This is a genomic window from Psychromonas sp. MME2 (assembly GCF_040566515.1).
GTDB lineage: Bacteria > Pseudomonadota > Gammaproteobacteria > Enterobacterales > Psychromonadaceae > Psychromonas.
The window spans coordinates 766,250-782,820 of sequence record NZ_JBEWXI010000012.1; the positions used below are offsets into that span (position 1 = coordinate 766,250).

The 16,571-nt window shown below is 36.4% G+C and carries 9 protein-coding genes and 4 tRNA genes; 11 read left to right on the forward strand and 2 right to left on the reverse strand.

Annotated elements, in window-relative coordinates:
• Positions 1 to 6 precede the first annotated feature (6 nt).
• The 11 genes from AB1A03_RS14135 to AB1A03_RS14185 all read left to right on the forward strand — a co-directional run bounded on the left by AB1A03_RS14135 (position 7) and on the right by AB1A03_RS14185 (position 13,896).
• Positions 7 to 267: a DUF5062 family protein gene (locus AB1A03_RS14135; protein ID WP_354625256.1), complete on the forward strand. Its 261-nt coding sequence runs from the start codon at positions 7 to 9 to the stop codon at positions 265 to 267.
• A 205-nt stretch (positions 268 to 472) separates the two neighbouring features.
• Positions 473 to 549 (forward strand) — tRNA-Met (locus AB1A03_RS14140).
• A 45-nt stretch (positions 550 to 594) separates the two neighbouring features.
• Positions 595 to 671, forward strand: a tRNA-Met gene (locus AB1A03_RS14145).
• Between the two features lie 45 nt (positions 672 to 716).
• A tRNA-Met gene (locus tag AB1A03_RS14150) sits at positions 717 to 793 on the forward strand.
• 45 nt (positions 794 to 838) lie between these two features.
• Positions 839 to 915: transfer RNA gene (locus AB1A03_RS14155), tRNA-Met, on the forward strand.
• Positions 916 to 1,555: 640 nt separating this feature from the next.
• Entirely contained in the window at positions 1,556 to 3,154 is a 1,599-nt protein-coding gene (gene dptF / locus AB1A03_RS14160) for a DNA phosphorothioation-dependent restriction protein DptF (protein WP_354625257.1), read from the forward strand.
• The gene (gene dptG / locus AB1A03_RS14165) at positions 3,151 to 4,563 is read left to right on the forward strand and encodes a DNA phosphorothioation-dependent restriction protein DptG (RefSeq protein ID WP_354625258.1); all 1,413 of its coding nucleotides are present in this window, start codon (positions 3,151 to 3,153) and stop codon (positions 4,561 to 4,563) included. The genes dptF and dptG overlap by 4 nt, the downstream gene beginning before the upstream one ends.
• Positions 4,544 to 9,667, forward strand: coding sequence for a DNA phosphorothioation-dependent restriction protein DptH (gene dptH / locus AB1A03_RS14170; protein WP_354625259.1), 5,124 nt, complete (start codon positions 4,544 to 4,546; stop codon positions 9,665 to 9,667). Before dptG ends, dptH begins: the two co-directional genes overlap by 20 nt.
• Positions 9,664 to 10,797, forward strand: a complete 1,134-nt coding sequence (locus AB1A03_RS14175) for a PIN-like domain-containing protein (protein ID WP_354625260.1) — start codon at positions 9,664 to 9,666, stop codon at positions 10,795 to 10,797. The genes dptH and AB1A03_RS14175 overlap by 4 nt, the downstream gene beginning before the upstream one ends.
• A gap of 99 nt (positions 10,798 to 10,896) precedes the next feature.
• On the forward strand, positions 10,897 to 12,960 hold the full coding sequence (locus AB1A03_RS14180) for a ParB N-terminal domain-containing protein (RefSeq protein ID WP_354625261.1): 2,064 nt from the start codon (positions 10,897 to 10,899) through the stop codon (positions 12,958 to 12,960).
• The gene (locus AB1A03_RS14185) at positions 12,961 to 13,896 is read left to right on the forward strand and encodes a hypothetical protein (RefSeq protein ID WP_354625262.1); all 936 of its coding nucleotides are present in this window, start codon (positions 12,961 to 12,963) and stop codon (positions 13,894 to 13,896) included.
• A gap of 315 nt (positions 13,897 to 14,211) precedes the next feature.
• On the opposite strand, the gene dndE is transcribed toward AB1A03_RS14185, so the two are convergent.
• Both dndE and dndD read right to left on the reverse strand, forming a co-directional pair.
• Positions 14,212 to 14,562, reverse strand: a complete 351-nt coding sequence (dndE, locus tag AB1A03_RS14190; protein WP_354625263.1) for a DNA sulfur modification protein DndE — start codon at positions 14,560 to 14,562, stop codon at positions 14,212 to 14,214.
• Between the two features lies 1 nt (position 14,563).
• Positions 14,564 to 16,570 carry a DNA sulfur modification protein DndD gene (gene dndD / locus AB1A03_RS14195; RefSeq protein WP_354625264.1) on the reverse strand — a complete coding sequence of 669 codons (2,007 nt, stop codon included), beginning with the start codon at positions 16,568 to 16,570 and terminating at the stop codon, positions 14,564 to 14,566.
• Position 16,571 lies beyond the last annotated feature (1 nt).

Below are 16,571 nucleotides of genomic sequence, written 5' to 3' on the forward strand. Positions count from 1 at the left end.
GTAAGTATGAAAAAAATAAAAAATGAATCGCAACTACTACAGCATGCTATCAAATTAGGCAGCGCCTATGCACTGCAACGTAAATATGTTGGTTTTGACGCAACAACCTCTGCCAAAGATAAAAATGAGTGTATATACAGGTTGTTAGTGCAAGATAAGCTCATAACGCCCTTGGCAAAAGATCAAGAAGATGCTGCTAACATCCGACACAAATTAGTACTTTGGATTAGTAAACATCTTCCTGAAGATCATTCATTATTAAAATAAGCGATTGATTATAGCTTATTATGTATGAAGTAATGAGCAGATAAATCACACAGTTTGTTCTATTTTAAAACAATATAAGCTGATGCTGTTTGTTATTTAAGCTGATGGATCTATTATTAAAAATAGTACTTGCTAAGATAATGTGATCACTATATCATTTGCCGCACTTAGACAGGGGCACCCGTCACTAGCTAAGATTAACGGACGCGAGATGGAGCAGCTTGGTAGCTCGTCGGGCTCATAACCCGAAGGTCGTAGGTTCAAATCCTGCTCTCGCAACCAACACTTTTATACACAATAAAAGTGTATTGCAACAAAAATCACGGACGCGAGATGGAGCAGCTTGGTAGCTCGTCGGGCTCATAACCCGAAGGTCGTAGGTTCAAATCCTGCTCTCGCAACCAACACTTTTACACACAATAAAAGTGTGTTGCAATAAAAATTACGGACGCGAGATGGAGCAGCTTGGTAGCTCGTCGGGCTCATAACCCGAAGGTCGTAGGTTCAAATCCTGCTCTCGCAACCAACACTTTTACACACAATAAAAGTGTGTTGCAATAAAAATTACGGACGCGAGATGGAGCAGCTTGGTAGCTCGTCGGGCTCATAACCCGAAGGTCGTAGGTTCAAATCCTGCTCTCGCAACCAACTTAATTATGATTAAAAACACTTCCAAGAAAAACCTCAAAAAACGCCTCCAAGAAAAACTACCAATAGACATAGATATACTTTTGGCTTATTGCCATTTGTAGATTGGTAGATTGATAAATCGTCTGGCCCGCTCTTTATAAACAAGCGAAGGTCGTAGGTTCAAATCCTGCTCTCGCAACCAATTTTACCGTAAATGTTTTCACCCCCGCCAATATAGTCGGTCACAGCTCATTTTAAAATCACGAAGTCATTTATCTACTGTCGCCAGTAGGCCATGAAAAGCGCTATCTTATAGCTATCAAGAGCTTCTTCACGATTCCTTTAATGATGTGATCTATTTAGCGAGGATTGATTTAAGTAACTAGTTGCTCCCTTTACGAAACTTATAATATAAAAGTAAGTTATTTTAACCAGCAAAATAGATCAGCTATTTACTCCGATTGGTATAATTACAAAATCAATAACAAAGCTAGCATTCATTTTAACAGGGATTAATGAACAGATAATTATAGAATTGGTATTAATATTCCATTAATTTGAACTTACCGTTATCATGCCATTTATCAATCTGTTACCATCATAAAAATCATCTAAACATATAATCCCTAACAATAACGCCTTACAGGAACTAAATCATTTGATTAATTTTCGAACTGCCCTTAGTGTGATGTCTAAATCATCACCATACGCTGTCTCAACAGAACGAGAGGCTGCGTTATCAACTGACTTGGATGAAGTAAAAAAATACCTTTATATTAAAACGGATATTGAAACGGATTTTGTAAAGCAATTAACTGGCTTATCCTCAACCGATAAGAAGATAATTTTCTTATGTGGTAGTAGTGGCGATGGTAAATCAGAGATTCTGACAAAATACAGCAAAGACTACGCTAGACGTGTGAAATTCCACTTAGATGCTACCCACAGCTTTCATCCTAAAGATTCAGCTATTGAAACACTAAATAAACTCTTTACTGATTTTGAAAATACCAACAAACCACTAGTGATCGGCATTAACACAGGTATGTTAGGTAATTATGCAGAAGAAGGGGCTATTTCAGAGATTACTGAGTCGATCAAAGCTTTTTTAGCTAATGATAAAGATGATATACCAGAAAATCATTGTTATTTAGACTTTGAAAACTACCCCAAATTTACTTTAGAGATTGATGGTCATACCTCCAAGTTTGCAAAAGACTTATTAAAGAAAATAACAGCCCAAGAAGCTAACTTAATTCGTCAATACTTTGATGTCGAGAGACAAAAACAAAACCCAGATAAAAAGCTTTGTGCGAACTATCAATTGCTAGCGCGTGAAGAAGTGCAAGACGTTATTATTGACCTTCTATTTAAAGCGCGTTTAATGAAAGACCAATTTTTAACAGCACGTGCCTTATTAGATTTCATTTTTCATTTGCTCGCTGGCCCTGATTACCTGTTTGATAACTTATTTAAAAAAGGGGACAACGAGCTAAGTCATATTATTTCGGACTTTGACCCAGCGATTAAACGTACTCAAAAAATCGATAAATTCATTTTGTCTCATTCTTTGCAACTACCTGATGCTGATTTTGATGATTACAAAATAGCATTAACTGATCTTGGTATACGAAGGGTGCCAAATGCAGACTCCTATTTGCGTTTGTTTTATATGCTAAGAAAATCTGACTACGGCAATGAATACCATAAACAGTTTGCTGGTGATTTTGATGAGCACCTGATAGACAATTATTCACAAGTTTGGCACTTGCATACTAGTTTCGATAACTCATCAGAGCAAAAGGATAAGTTGCGTCAGTTTTATCGTCGAACGGCAATCACTGCCATTCATAAATATAACAACCGTAATGCCCCTAAATTAGCCAAAGGGGAGTTCTTTATCTCGGAGCATAATGGTTATTTCTTAGCGTCATCACTTGAACTAAAGGTCGATGTAAAAGCGATAAATAACACCTACGAAAAAGACAGCTCTTTCTTTACTGCTAATTTCCGTGCTGGTGATAACACCTTAGCGTTGAAGGTAAATATAAACTTGCTGAATTTAATGCAGCGGATTGTTGCGGGATATCGTCCTAATAAACACGACAAAAACACCGTTGTGTTGCTTGATGAATTGGTTGATAAAATTGCAGAGATCGCAAACAGCTCTGATACCCTGTACATAGTTGGCAAAGGTAACAAACAATACAAAATAACCAATGTAGATAATGAAGATTTTGAGGTAAGTGGATTATGAGTTTAATGCTAAGAGCTGATTTACCTCAGACTAAAGAGCAGGTAAAAAATAATACCTTAACAACCTATTTCCCAATCAATACCAAAGATAGAAAAGACATTTTTAACTGGGACAGTGTACTAGGTTATGTAGTTAAAACATCATTTCGAAAAGAGCTACACCTTGAAAAGCTAAGCGATGAAGAAAAACAAGCAGTAAAAGATGACGAAACAAGTGAATCTAAAATTGCACTGGAAAAGTTTAAAACAAGCTGTGAAAAGAGCTTCAAAACTAAGTTAGATGAAAGTGAATTTTGGCCAGTTTTAGAAAAAATGTATTTTGAAAATGATCAACTTTATAAAATATCGCCAGAGTTTCTACTGTTCAAAACCATTAAAGAAAAAGGCAGTGCGAGAGATGCAAGTTTAGGTGGCATGTTTGCTAACCAACTGCAGAACTTCTACTTCGATAAAAAACCAAATAACAAATTCAACTTCTTAGAGAATGAACTTTATTCTGAATTATTAAAATTAATGAAGCTAAGCAAAGAGGTAATAGAAGGTAAGCTTACTATTTCTGAAGCGAGCGAAGAGCCATACCTGCCATTTATGGCAAAACACCTACAGCAAGATCTGCGTTTCTTAGGCAAAAGGCCTAAATATTTGCTTTCAATTTTCAAAGAGTTTTTACGCTTATACGCACATCTCTACACGGCACAGTTAGCCTTAAATTTGAAAGGCTGGCAAAAAGGGGAACCGGAAGCACAATTAAGTTATTACATTTTAGACAGTGAGAAAGCCAGTGATGAGCGTTATTTAGTAAAAGACTATGGCTATAATCAGATGTATCAGGCGTTATGGAATATCTTTCCTTACCTATCAATGAATGAAAGTTTGCAATCGAAAAAAATTGATAATGCAGTGAATACCATTCAACCTTTATGGGTATTAGCAGAAAACCTGCAGCAAACCCCTAGCTCAGCAATTCTACTCAAAAACTATGCGCAGGCATTTAAAGAGAGCCGAGAGTTAAATCTAACCTTGAGTGGAAGTGAAAATCCACAAGATGTGTTAGCAGATCTACTTAAACTCAGCCGAATGCAGTTTGGTGCAAAAGAATCACGTCATGAGATAAACAAACTCTACGTTAAAGCCACTGAGTCTGAATTCTGCAGTCACTTTGCGCAGTCTCGCGGACGAGCTGGTCGTGTGTTGGTCTTTAACCAAGACTACCTATTGTTATTAACCAACTTAGCCATTGGTGAGCAAGAAAAAGTTCGTTTCCACGAGTTAATTAAATCCTTTCAATCAAGAGGCGTATTTTTTGATAAACAGAGCCAACAAGCCTTAATCTGTTTTTTTGAGCGTATTGGTAATGTTGAACGTATGAGTGATAGTGGAGATGCAGTCTATGTCAGAAAAACAATTTGAGTTCTTTTTAACTGAGCAATTTTTAAAGTTAAACGAGACAAAGCTACAGCATGGTTACCGTTATCAGTTCCAATCGCCAGATAACAAAAATAGCCAACGTTTATACGATGCATTCACTGCAAAAAGTGATGATCAAATAATCATTAAAGGCACCACCATTAATGTATTAACCTGTGGCAATACAAAACTATTACCCGTTTTGCATAGTGAAAATGGCAATGGTTATTCAGAGAATTTTATTTCACACCTGCGTGATAAAGTTGCTGGTCAGCAAAGTGACTTTAAAGGCTGTGCATTATTAGTTATTCATAACAGTATGTTGGACACGTTAATTAATTCTGCTGAAGATATCGCTCAAGATGGCAGTGTTTGGCACCCTGAAAAAATTAAAGATGCGTTGAAAGACTTGATTGATCCTCACGCCAAAGATCGTAAAGTTTCTGAATGTTTGTTGGACCACCGTTTTGCACAGATAGTGGAAGATGGTGCAACTATGTTTGGTTTTGAAGAGCTTTACAAAGCAATTTTAGATGGTGATTTACAGTTCCATGAATTGGGGTTATTAGATGATCCTGAAATATTAAATTGGAGCGGAAAACCAGAGCAAATCAACAAACGGTTAGAAGAAAACAAAAAGCTTTTTGATCGCATTAATACGGTAACTGAACGTTTCTCAACTGAGCTTGAAGAGAAGTTTGCCGAGAATGATTTCAGTGACAAATTTGTCGCAAAACATTTCGCCGATGAAAAATTAGATAACTGGAAAACAGAGCTAACATTTGCCGATTGTTTAGAAGAGAAAAAGCGTAATGTCAGCAATGTGTTAGAGCTAGAGTCAATTGACTCGCAGCAAGTTGATAAACTTGCTAAGAAAAGTAAATCAGAAAACAATGCGGGTAAACGCGAACAGCATATTATTTTACCCCTACAACCAGGGCAGCAGAGCTTTGATTTGTCATTAACCTTCATAGGTGGAAAAATAGAGAAAAACCAACTTAAACTGCAACACACCAAAGATCCAAGTATTGAAATTCAGCAACCTAATAATAGTGGTGGTAAGCGTAGTAAAGTAACGGTCACTGGTGCTTTTGCTGGCGAGCCAACCTACTTCAGTTTGGTATTAAAACGAGATAAAACGACTGAGTGTTATAAGTTCCGTGTATTGGTATTAACAGCAGAGAGCTTCTACCTACCAGCGTTTGAGAATATCTTTTTAGTTGAGCCTAATAAACAACGTATCACCCTACAAATTGAAGATAACAGCTTTGTGATTGCTGAGCAGGGCAATAAAGCCAAGTTAACGCAAACGGGGGAAGTCTTTAATAACGAAGATATCCAAGAGATCGATTTTGAAACGCTAGCAAATGAATCAAACGATGTAATTTTTGAGGTGACGAGCCCAACGGGAAGCTTAACCTTTAATGTCGAAGGGGCTGTTGCATCAGATTCACTCTCTTTACCACTTATGTTAGATACAGGCCGTTTTGTTCAGCTATTTAAAGATGATTACTTCGCGTGTTTTAACCGCAATAAAAATAAAGTGTTGTTAGACAATAAAGAGGTCGCGCCGAAAGGGCGACGTTTAACACTGTTGCAACGCGAAGCAGACTTTTTAGATAAACAATTATTAAACCAACACGTTGAACCTCAACGGAGTGTAGATCTAAAAGCGATTGAAGCAGATTACCCAGAGGTTTATCTCGCATACCTGCAGTTATTTGAATACTGCACAAGCAATAAAACACTGCCAAGTCTATCTAGCTGGGGGGATGAGTTTAGAGAAATCGTCTCTGAATTAGTTACCAATTATAACCAAGCGATAGCGGCCATTGGTTATGATGTGATGCTAACAAAAGCGGAAAAACTACTCGTTAATATTGGTTACGCGCAATACCAAGAAAACGAAGAGTGCCATGAATATATAACGCCATTTCATCCGCTAATATTGGCTTATCATTTGGGTCTAGCAACGGCCATAGTTGACGATAACTGTAACGATAACAGCAGTTTTAAAACATTACCTAAAGTAACGTTAGACCGTTTAAATGCACGTGGTTTATTACCATTTGTATACCATCCTAAACATGAGTTTGCTTTTACCAAGTTAGAAAAAGACAACTGCATGTGGTTAGCGTTAGTCCCTCATCAAGAAACAAGTTATAGCTACGTGCGCAAACTGGTGAAAGATAAAGTCACAGAGTTTAAAGATGCTTTTAGCTCTCTGTTTACAGCGGGTAGCAAAGCGACATTGATTATCAACTCAGTCAATAACCATAAAAATGTAGAACTGTTTATGGGGCTGGTGGATTACGTTAAAACGCAAAAAGACAAAGTCTGCCACATTCATGTGAATTTATATGATGATAAAGAAACACGTTGTGAATTTGACCGCTTTGCAGAAACAGCCAGTTATGACGAGTTAAAATCACACTATGGTTTAGATAAAGGTGCGCTGAAAGAACAAGTCGATACGATTATCGATCTGTTACGCACGCGTTTAACCTATAGCAAGTTCCGTAACGATGAGTGTGAAACCAACCCTCAAGCCTATGCACACCTAAGTTTTTTCAGAAATCATCATAAAGTAGAGCCAACAGATGTGAACGTATTAGAAGAGCTCAGTGGCGTGGTTTGTCATGGTTTATTAGCGGGTGAAGCTGCTGATAGTAAAGAGGAAAGTTATTTCACTGCCTTTGGTTTAAAGAATGTTGAAACAGAACATAATGCACATCTTAGCATGGCGCAACGCCTTAATGGTTTGATTAAACCAGCACGTAAAGCCAATGTGCAACATGGGCGGGCAAACTCGTTAGCGCTAGCAGTGAGCGATGATTTTAAAACATTGCTTGAGCGCTCTTACGATAACTCTATTTGGACCACCATTATTGACCCCAAGGTCACCTTAGACTTTTTTGAAAGTGCAAAAGATATGGTGTTGATCCATTACTCCGATAACTACACTAACTCAACCAACTACGATGCTATCACCGTAACCAAACAGACTGACCTGTACAAAAAAGTATTAGAGCAAGATCAAGGGGGCATTATTGAAGAGTTTAATGCCTTTAACGGAGAGTGGTTGCTAAAAATGATCACCGCTGGTACTAATGAGCGGAAAGAGAAAAAAGGCATAATTGGTGCTTATAAATATGTTAACTGCTTATTAGCAAAATCAGATATTACCTGGGTGCCGTTGTCAGTCGCAGAGATGGTGCGTGTTGCAGGTAATATCGGTTTAAAAATGAACGACAGTGATTTCTCGCGTAATGTACACGGTTATAAATCGGGCGCGATTTCAGATGATGTGTTGTTTGTCGGTTTTAAAGAGAATCAACTCTACCTATTGCCGCTCGAAGTAAAAGCTGGGCTTAAACAAACCCATAAAAAAGGGGTAGAGCAAGCTAAAGAGTTAAAACGCTATTTAACGCAGGATATTCTAGGGCGAGATGATTTAGCGGGCCACTTATATCGCGGTTTGTTTATACGTCAGATATTAATGCAGATAGATAAATACAAACTTTATAACCTGTACCAAGCCGATTACTTTGAGCCGATATTAGAACTGCGTGAGTGGTGGTTACAGGGCGATTATCAATTAGCTGAACTGCAAGACTACCCCGAAGGGTTTTTAGTGGCGATGGTAGAGAATGACACCTTCTTTGAAGCAAGCTTTGAAGAGGTACAAAACATTCTTAAAATTCAGCTACCAACTGCTAATTTAAATCACCTAGTTAGTACGCCATTAACTACATTAATGGCGGAAGCTTGCTCAGATACCTTAAGTAAAATACCTGAGCAATATCTGTTAGCTGAATCTACCAGTGTGAAAGCCAAAACAAGCAACTCTGAAGAAAATGAGAATACTAAAACAGAATTTGTAGATGACTCAATAACCAATGACAACACCAAAAAACCTGAGCCTGTATTAGAAAATGAGTTAGATAAAGTCGCAGAGGTTAAGGGCACATATGATCCAAATGGTAACTTGAAGGTGTTGGTTGGCCATAACGTACGTGATGATCAATCTGTTTTTTGGGAGCCTACAAATACTGCCAAATTCATGAATACCAACTCGGGTATTATTGGCACCATGGGCACGGGTAAAACACAGTGTACCAAAGCGGTGGTAACCCAGCTATATCGTGACCAGCATAAAAATGTAGATGGCAAACCGATTGGCATTCTTATTTTTGATTACAAATCAGACTATGTAGATGACAAGTTTATTGATGCCACTCAGGGTAAAAAATTCAATCTACATAAATTACCTTATAACCCGTTAAGTTTGTTTGGTGATACGCCCATGTTGCCTGTGCACACCGCACGAGGTTTTGCTGAAACCATGGGAAAAGCCTTTGGTTTAGGGCAAAAACAACAGCTTAAATTACGTAAGTTAATCAGCGAAGCTTATGAACTTGCTGGTATCCACAAAGCAGACCCTTCAACGTGGAAACAATCAGCACCAACCATTGCCGATGTGTGGGCATTGTTTGAAGAGAGTGAACCGACTGAAGACTCACTTTATGCAGCGTTAGAAAGCTTAAATGAGCTAGAAATATTTGAAGATGATGTCAGTAAATGCACAAGTTTGTATGAACTCGTTGATGGTGTAACCATCGTTGAATTAGCGGGGTATCCTTCAGAGGTACAAAACCTAGTGGTGGCGTTAACGCTAGATCTTTTCTATTCGCAAATGCAGAAGAAGGGTAAACCTGAAGTGCAGGGGGACTTCCGCCAAGTGACTAAACTCGTGCTGGTGGATGAAGCCGATAACTTTATGTCGCAGAACTTCCCAAGTTTACGCAAGATTCTAAAAGAGGGGCGTGAATATGGGGTGGGAGTGATTTTATCAACACAAGATATCACCCATTTTAAGACCAGTGAGAATGATTATTCAACTTATGTTTTAAGCTGGATTGTACATCGTGTTTCACAGATTAAAAATCAGGATATTAAATCGATTTTTAATAAAGATGATAAGCAAGAACAAGAAAACCTAATGAAGTCTATCCGCGAATTAGAAAAGCATTACAGCTTGTACGTGGATGGTGATAAGAAGATAACAAAAATTAAAGACAAAGCGTTTTGGGAGTTAGTTAAATGAAAAATAACTTCCCTGGCTACATTGATGATTATCTCGAAAACAATGTATTAACAAGTAAAAAAGTGCTAGTAGCTTTTGATACGAATATACTTTTAAACTTATACAGATACGAAGCTACAGTTGTAAAGGAAGTTTTATCTCAATTCAAATCCCTTAAACAGAACGATTACTTTAAACTTTGGTTACCACATCAAGTCGCTTTAGAGTTTAATTCGAATAGGAAAGTAACGATTCAAAACTCTAGTAAAATACACTCTCAAGTGGTGAGTAAGTTTAAATCGTTTAAGAAAGAAATCGATGGGTTGGCAAAAATTGGTGGGCAGAATAGTGAAATACAGCCTCTTAGGGAGGAGTTAGGTGAGAAGTTTGATGAAATTAATAATATTATCACTGCGCATCTACCTGTCAAAAAAAATAATTTTAAAACAGACAGTGTAATAAAAGATGTATATGAGTTATTTGATGGAATTGTTGGTGCCCCTTACTCAAAGAGTGAAATGGAAGGTATTGAAGAAGAAGGTTTGTATAGATATAAATACGGCATTCCACCTGGTTTTGAAGATGAACAAAAAGAGCAAGTAAGTAGTTATTCGGGCATCAAAATATCTAGTAAATATGGTGATTTGATACTTTGGAATCAGTTAATAGATCAAGCCATTCGAGATGAATTAACCGTTATTCTAGTAACAGGAGATGCAAAACCAGACTGGGTATCTAAAGAGTTTTCTAGAGTTAGGCCTGAGCTGATAACTGAATTTAGATTAAAAACAGGACAAGATTTTTACGTATTAAAGCTTGAAGATTTTCAGCGTCATTTTAAAGATAAGTTAACACTTCAGCTCTCTAAGCAAACTACAATACAGATTAAAGAGTTAACAAAAAATGATAATAAAAGTTGGTTAGGTGATATCTTTGACGCATTTTCCCATTTTGAGCGAGCGTTAACTCTTAAAGAAATATATGAATACATATATGAAAACTCTGATAGAAATTTCCCTCCTAGTTGGGAAGTAATAATTCGTCGAACAATTTACAATCATTGCTCTGATGTTGTGGCATATCTTGGTAAGAATGACTATTTTGAGAAGCTAGACAGTGGTATGTATAAAATGAGAAATAAGAATACGTAATTTATTACGGTTGTGTTTATTGACCAATATTGAAAAAATTATAGTGTTAATACTACTAAATATTAATTTCATGCACGAAAACTAAATAAAGAGATATACATGAGAAGAATAAATAAAGATGAATATAGTTATGATTTTAAAAGGTCTGGAGCTTTTGGCGTTTTTGAGAGTAATGGTTCTGTACCTGTTGAGTACTTAATGACAACTTTTTCGATTGATGAAATTCCACATATATCTTTAGCTAGAGATGTTAGCTCTAGTCTAAATTTCGATTACTTAATACAAAGAGATATTGATCAGGAACGAGCTTTAAGTGAAATTAGTAGGTATATAACTTCTGTGGATGGGGCGCCGCAAAAAGAAATTGTATTTCTTCCTCCATTATTGGTATCAGTAGTTGAAACTGATAGTAGCAACGATTTACTACCTTATTACCCAGATAGTAAATTAACTACGCATAAAGATGAATTTGGAGATGTTATAACTCGAGAGTGGCCTGGCTTATTTAAGGTCACTAATTTTGGTGCAAATACAGGAAATGAAATTGAATTTAATACTGTTGTAACGGGTAAAAGTAAGGCTAATATAGATTTTGGGCAAGCGAAAGTTGAGATTAATTTAACCAAAAAGAAAATTAAAGGTGGTAAATTAGTCGTTATAGATGGTCAGCATAGATTGTTTGCTTTAGAACATTTAAGAATCCATGAATACAGCAAAGTAAAAAATATTGTATTGCCAGTTTGCTTAATATTTTCTTCTCATTCATGTAAGTCTTTAACTATTTCAGATGCAACGCCTCCAACTATATCAACTTTTATGAGAAGTTTATTTGTTGATGTAAATTCAACTGTTGAAAGAGTGAGTGGACATTTTTTAACACTATTACAAGATAATACTCTAGGTTCAATAATTTGTAGAGACTTTTGCAATGAAGTTTTAACGTCCACAACCCTTGGTAAAGATGCGCTTGCTCTCATTGAGTGGAATACAAAAAACCATAAAGAATCGTTAACAATCACTAGAGACCACACAATCACTAGTATTGGTGTTATTAATTCTGCTTTCGAAGAGTCTTTTAAATCTCAATCTGGAATTCGCCTAATTGCCGAAGTTATTGGTCTCAAGTCTACTATCAATAATTTTGATTTTGGGGTGGATGAGTATGAACAAATTAACCCTATGCCTAAAGATTTTCCATGGAGAGATTTTTCGCTTCAGCATAAGAAAAAATTGACTGGCTTGGTGAATGAAACAATTACCAATTCATTGATAAAAATATTTTTTGAAACTAAGCAGTATAAGGAATCTTTTGAGTTATTTAAGTCAACTTTAGATACAGTGATCGAGAAGGTTATTGCAAGTAGAGATCCTCTATCGGAATCGGCTGAATTAGTAAAAAATCATTTGTTATTTAATGATCCAATTAGTAGTGAAGAAAAATCAGCTAAAGCATTATTAGCTAGATATAAAGAAACGTATTCTGAGAAAAGAAACAAAGTTTTACCAAGCATTGCAAGAAAAACAATTTTCCAAAAGTCGATTATTGAGTCGTGGTACAAATTACTTGAGGTATTGATTCCTAGGGGGGTGCAAGTAAATAAAGTAACTGACATATTAATTCTGTTGTTAGAGAAAACGTTAGAAGATAACGCTAAATTATTTGATTTAAATAAATCTCATGTACAGGGAACTATTTTTGATGGGAATCGGATAAAAGTCACTAGGGAATGTAAAAAGCAACTGTCACGTTTAATGCTTTCATTTTTATCTGCTCATGAAGTTTGTTGTGAAGTTTTTAATGTTGAGGGAAATTCTGAAGAAATAGTAGATGTATTACATAAATTAGGTATTAAAGAGTTAAGTACTTATTATCAAAAAATGATTATTGAGAAAAAGAATAGTTTTGTTAAGTCATATAAATCTAATTTTTCAATACCTAGTTTTGAAAGGGAGCGTCTATTAATTGCAGAAGAAAAACGAGATAATAATTTGAAGAATGCAAAAGATAGTGCAAGCAAGATTGACGCATCTAAAGAGTTTGATGCATTGGTGCTTGAAATACTGTCTGAAGAATTGGAATTCGCCGATAAATCGCTTGCAAACAGCCTAAATCAAAAAGAAAGTGAAATAATTTATATTGTGAATGGCTCAGAGGAAGAGTAATTGAGCTGTGTATATCTTTTTGATGCAAGGGAATCATCAATTGCTGAACTTTATATTGTTTCCACTATTTATAAAGACCTTCATGTAATTGTTAAAAATTTCAGTGAGATTGAGCACATTCGCTCAACTTTGAAACTTGAAGGTTGCAATGCCTTTGCATTTATTACTTCTGATTTAGAACTGAGTTCACTGGAGATATTATATTGTTTGTTTGAAATATCTAGGGATGTTTATATCATTAATGAAAACAGTATGCCTGTTTTGAGTGAATTTTCATCAATTTCGAATAGATGTCTTGAAGGTGAAGAGTTACATTTCATGGAGTTTTTATCTTGTTTTACTGATTTCAAGGAGATGATAAGGAGGTTGAATGCCCCTATAGAAATTGGGGAAGTAATTATTAGATGTTTAAACTCTCTAGAAAATATTGCAAACCTGAATATGCAGTTAATGTATAAGGGGAGTTTTCTTAATAAAGCAGAAATACATAACAGAGAAAATGATACGTGTTTTGATAATATTTGTTTGAAAGAGTTCGTCGAAGGGGAGAAAAAATACAGAGAAATGTTTGAATCTCAGATAGTTATTTCAGAAACCTTTAAGATTAAAAAACTAGATTTCTTTAATTTGGTAAATGCTGTAAGACCAAGTAATTCAAATTCAATTCAGCTTATAAATGGGTATCCAGTTGTATATAAATTGTACTCATCCTATTTGTTTGAATGTGCCAAAATAAAGAAAAATTTAGGCTTTATATCTAGCTCATTTATGTATTTCTTTAAATCTCTAGAAACTTATTGTGATGGTTTTCTAATTTATGCTGGTTTAGGCGAAATTAATGACTATTATAATAAAAAAGGGGAATTAAAAAGACCTGATGCCTTATTAGTAAATGGTAGCTTCATACCTGGGTTGGAGGGAAATGGGCAAAAATAATTAACACATCAGAATTTTCAAATATACCATCAAATTTAACTATGTATCTGGAGGGGTTAATTAATTTACGAAATAATTTTATTTTGACACATGGTGATGTACGTTTTAATTTAGAAATAATAGAAGATATAGAATTGAATATTTTGCAGTTTATTACTGCTATTGAAGTTGAATGTAATCAAGTTCACAACAATTGGAATGTTATTATTGATAAGTTGATAGAGTTTTGTAGTTTTAACGTAAGTGAGGAATTGAAAAATGTATTTACGGAGAACCTTTTGTTAACTGTAACAAAAGATTCAACATTATGATTTTTTAAATAGCTAATGCTAAATGAACAAAATTTTTATGATTTCTCAACGAAGCAATCCCATCTTCAACATGTGCCGCCCAGGCGGCCATCTTCTCTTTTTCATCTAACTCAGGGTAGGTGAGTTTTAACGTCAGCTCAGTTACTAATTGGGTATCACCCAACCACGTCACTTTATCTAATACCAAGCTACCGTCTAGCTTTTTCGCAGATTCCACTGAGTATCTAAAGTCAGACTCGATAGAGCGGTAAAAGGCGATACGTGAAGAGACATTCGGTGAAATACCCGTAAACTGCTTCAGTTTCTTTAGCTGCTCTTCAGTGGTTCTATTTAGGTTCATTCTATTGGGTAGCATCTTAATTTACCTCCAATGCAGCTTTTGATTTCTGTTCCCAGAAATACCCCTCTTTCAGGCTTGATGATTTGGTTGCACCATCAAACTGAATTTCAAAGGCGTGAGAAATTTCATTTTTAAAGAGGGTGTTATTAAAGTAGCTTTCATCAATCTCGGTATCAGTTGATAGAATAATCACCTGATGACTTGCCTCTGGGAAGTAATGCTCAATCAGTTTATCTCGGTGTTTTGAGTCTAAACGACCTAATGGTGTATCGATAATAATCGGTAGTTTTTTACCCGATGTTTTACCTAGCGCCTCAAGAATAGAAATCGCATAAATCTGCTTTTCACCCGCTGATAGCGCTTTACGGCTAATGGCATGCTTTTTGTCATCAATCAGTTCAACATCAAAGGTTGTTGTGTTAATACGTGCAGAAAGCTTTAAATCGTCTTTGCGGGCTAGTTTCTGATAGCTTTTGATAAACTCAGCTTCTAGCTGTTTAACACGGACTGCAGTAAGTTTTTCACTAAAGTCAGCCAACATGATGTGCGCATTTTGTGCATTGCTTAACGAGGCTTCAGCATTAAAGGCAACTTTGTGTTTATCGTGTAGTTTCTGAATTTTACGTGCGAGTTCAATTGCTTCACGGTATTTACGTTTTGCTGCTTCTGTTTTCTCTTTATGCTCTAAAATCGCTTTAGTACGTTTGCTAGTTAACGCTTTAACGTTATTCAACTGTATCTCAAGTTGCTCTTGCTCTGGTGCTCGAGCAATGTTGACTGACAGGGCTGCAATATCCTCTTCAACTTCTGCTAAACGTTGGCGTGCTTTATCAAAGCGATTAAACGAAACGGGAGATTGCACATTGATTTGCGCTTCTATTTGGCTCAATTCACGGTCTGAGATGTCGAGTTTTATCTCGGTATTATGCTGATTTGATTCCCGATCATGCAAACATTTTCCAATCGTTTCGATAGCAGTTGTTGCATCACTCATTTCAGCGTTCAGCTTCCAAGTTAACTCGGTCATAAACGCTGTTAGCTCTTTGTTAAAGCTATTTGCTTGTTTAGTTGCTTTCTCTTCATTAAGTTGCGTTAACAGCTTTTGTAGTGTTTTAGGTGCAAAGGAGAAGGGCAGGTCACCCTCTATTTCACTGCGCACTGTTTTCTCAAGCTGTTTGCGTTCAGCATCTAGCGTTAGTTGTTTAGCTTTCTCTTGCTCTCGGCTACTTGCCCAAGCACCACCACGAGATGACAGTTCAGATTCTGCGTTATCAATCTCTTTAGCGACTAAATCTATTTTTGCACGGCTTAATGAGGCTTGATTAGTGAGTTCCACTGCTTCATGTTCAGCATTTAATCGTGCTTTATCTAGCTTGGCAATTTGTGTTTGAATATTTGCTGGCATCGCTGCAGCATGATGACGTTTTAGGTAAATGGCTAAGTCACTACGTAAACGCTCAACCACATCAATACCGAGTAAACGTCTTACTGCTGTTTGTAATACTTGACCCGATTCATCTTCTGCTAACTCTGCAATTTTCTCGCCATCAAAGAAGAACAGGTCTGCAATGCCCGTTGGAATAAGCTCGGTTAAAAAGCTTTGGCATTGGTCGTAATTTAATTGGGTAAGCTCTTTGCTGTTCTGTTCAAGCGTCAGTTTATCTCTTTTACCGCGCTCCCAAGCGCGGGTTACTTTGTATTCGCTTTCAATACCATTATGGCTATGGTTGAATACTAACTCGATAGATGATTTGTTATCAGAAACGCCCACACCGCGATGAATGAGAGCATCTAGCTCTTTTTGGTATTCAGGTGTCGATAAACCACGGCCAAAGGCGATACGACCATACAATGCAACACGTACAGCACTTAATATGGAGGTTTTACCTGCACCGTTTAAACCACCAAACAGAATGATTGGCTTTGCTGATTCTATTTTTTTTTCTGTACGTGGTGCAAGGTCGATTTCGTGAACGCCACGAAATACGCGAAAGTTATTTACAATAAGGCTCTTGATGATCATA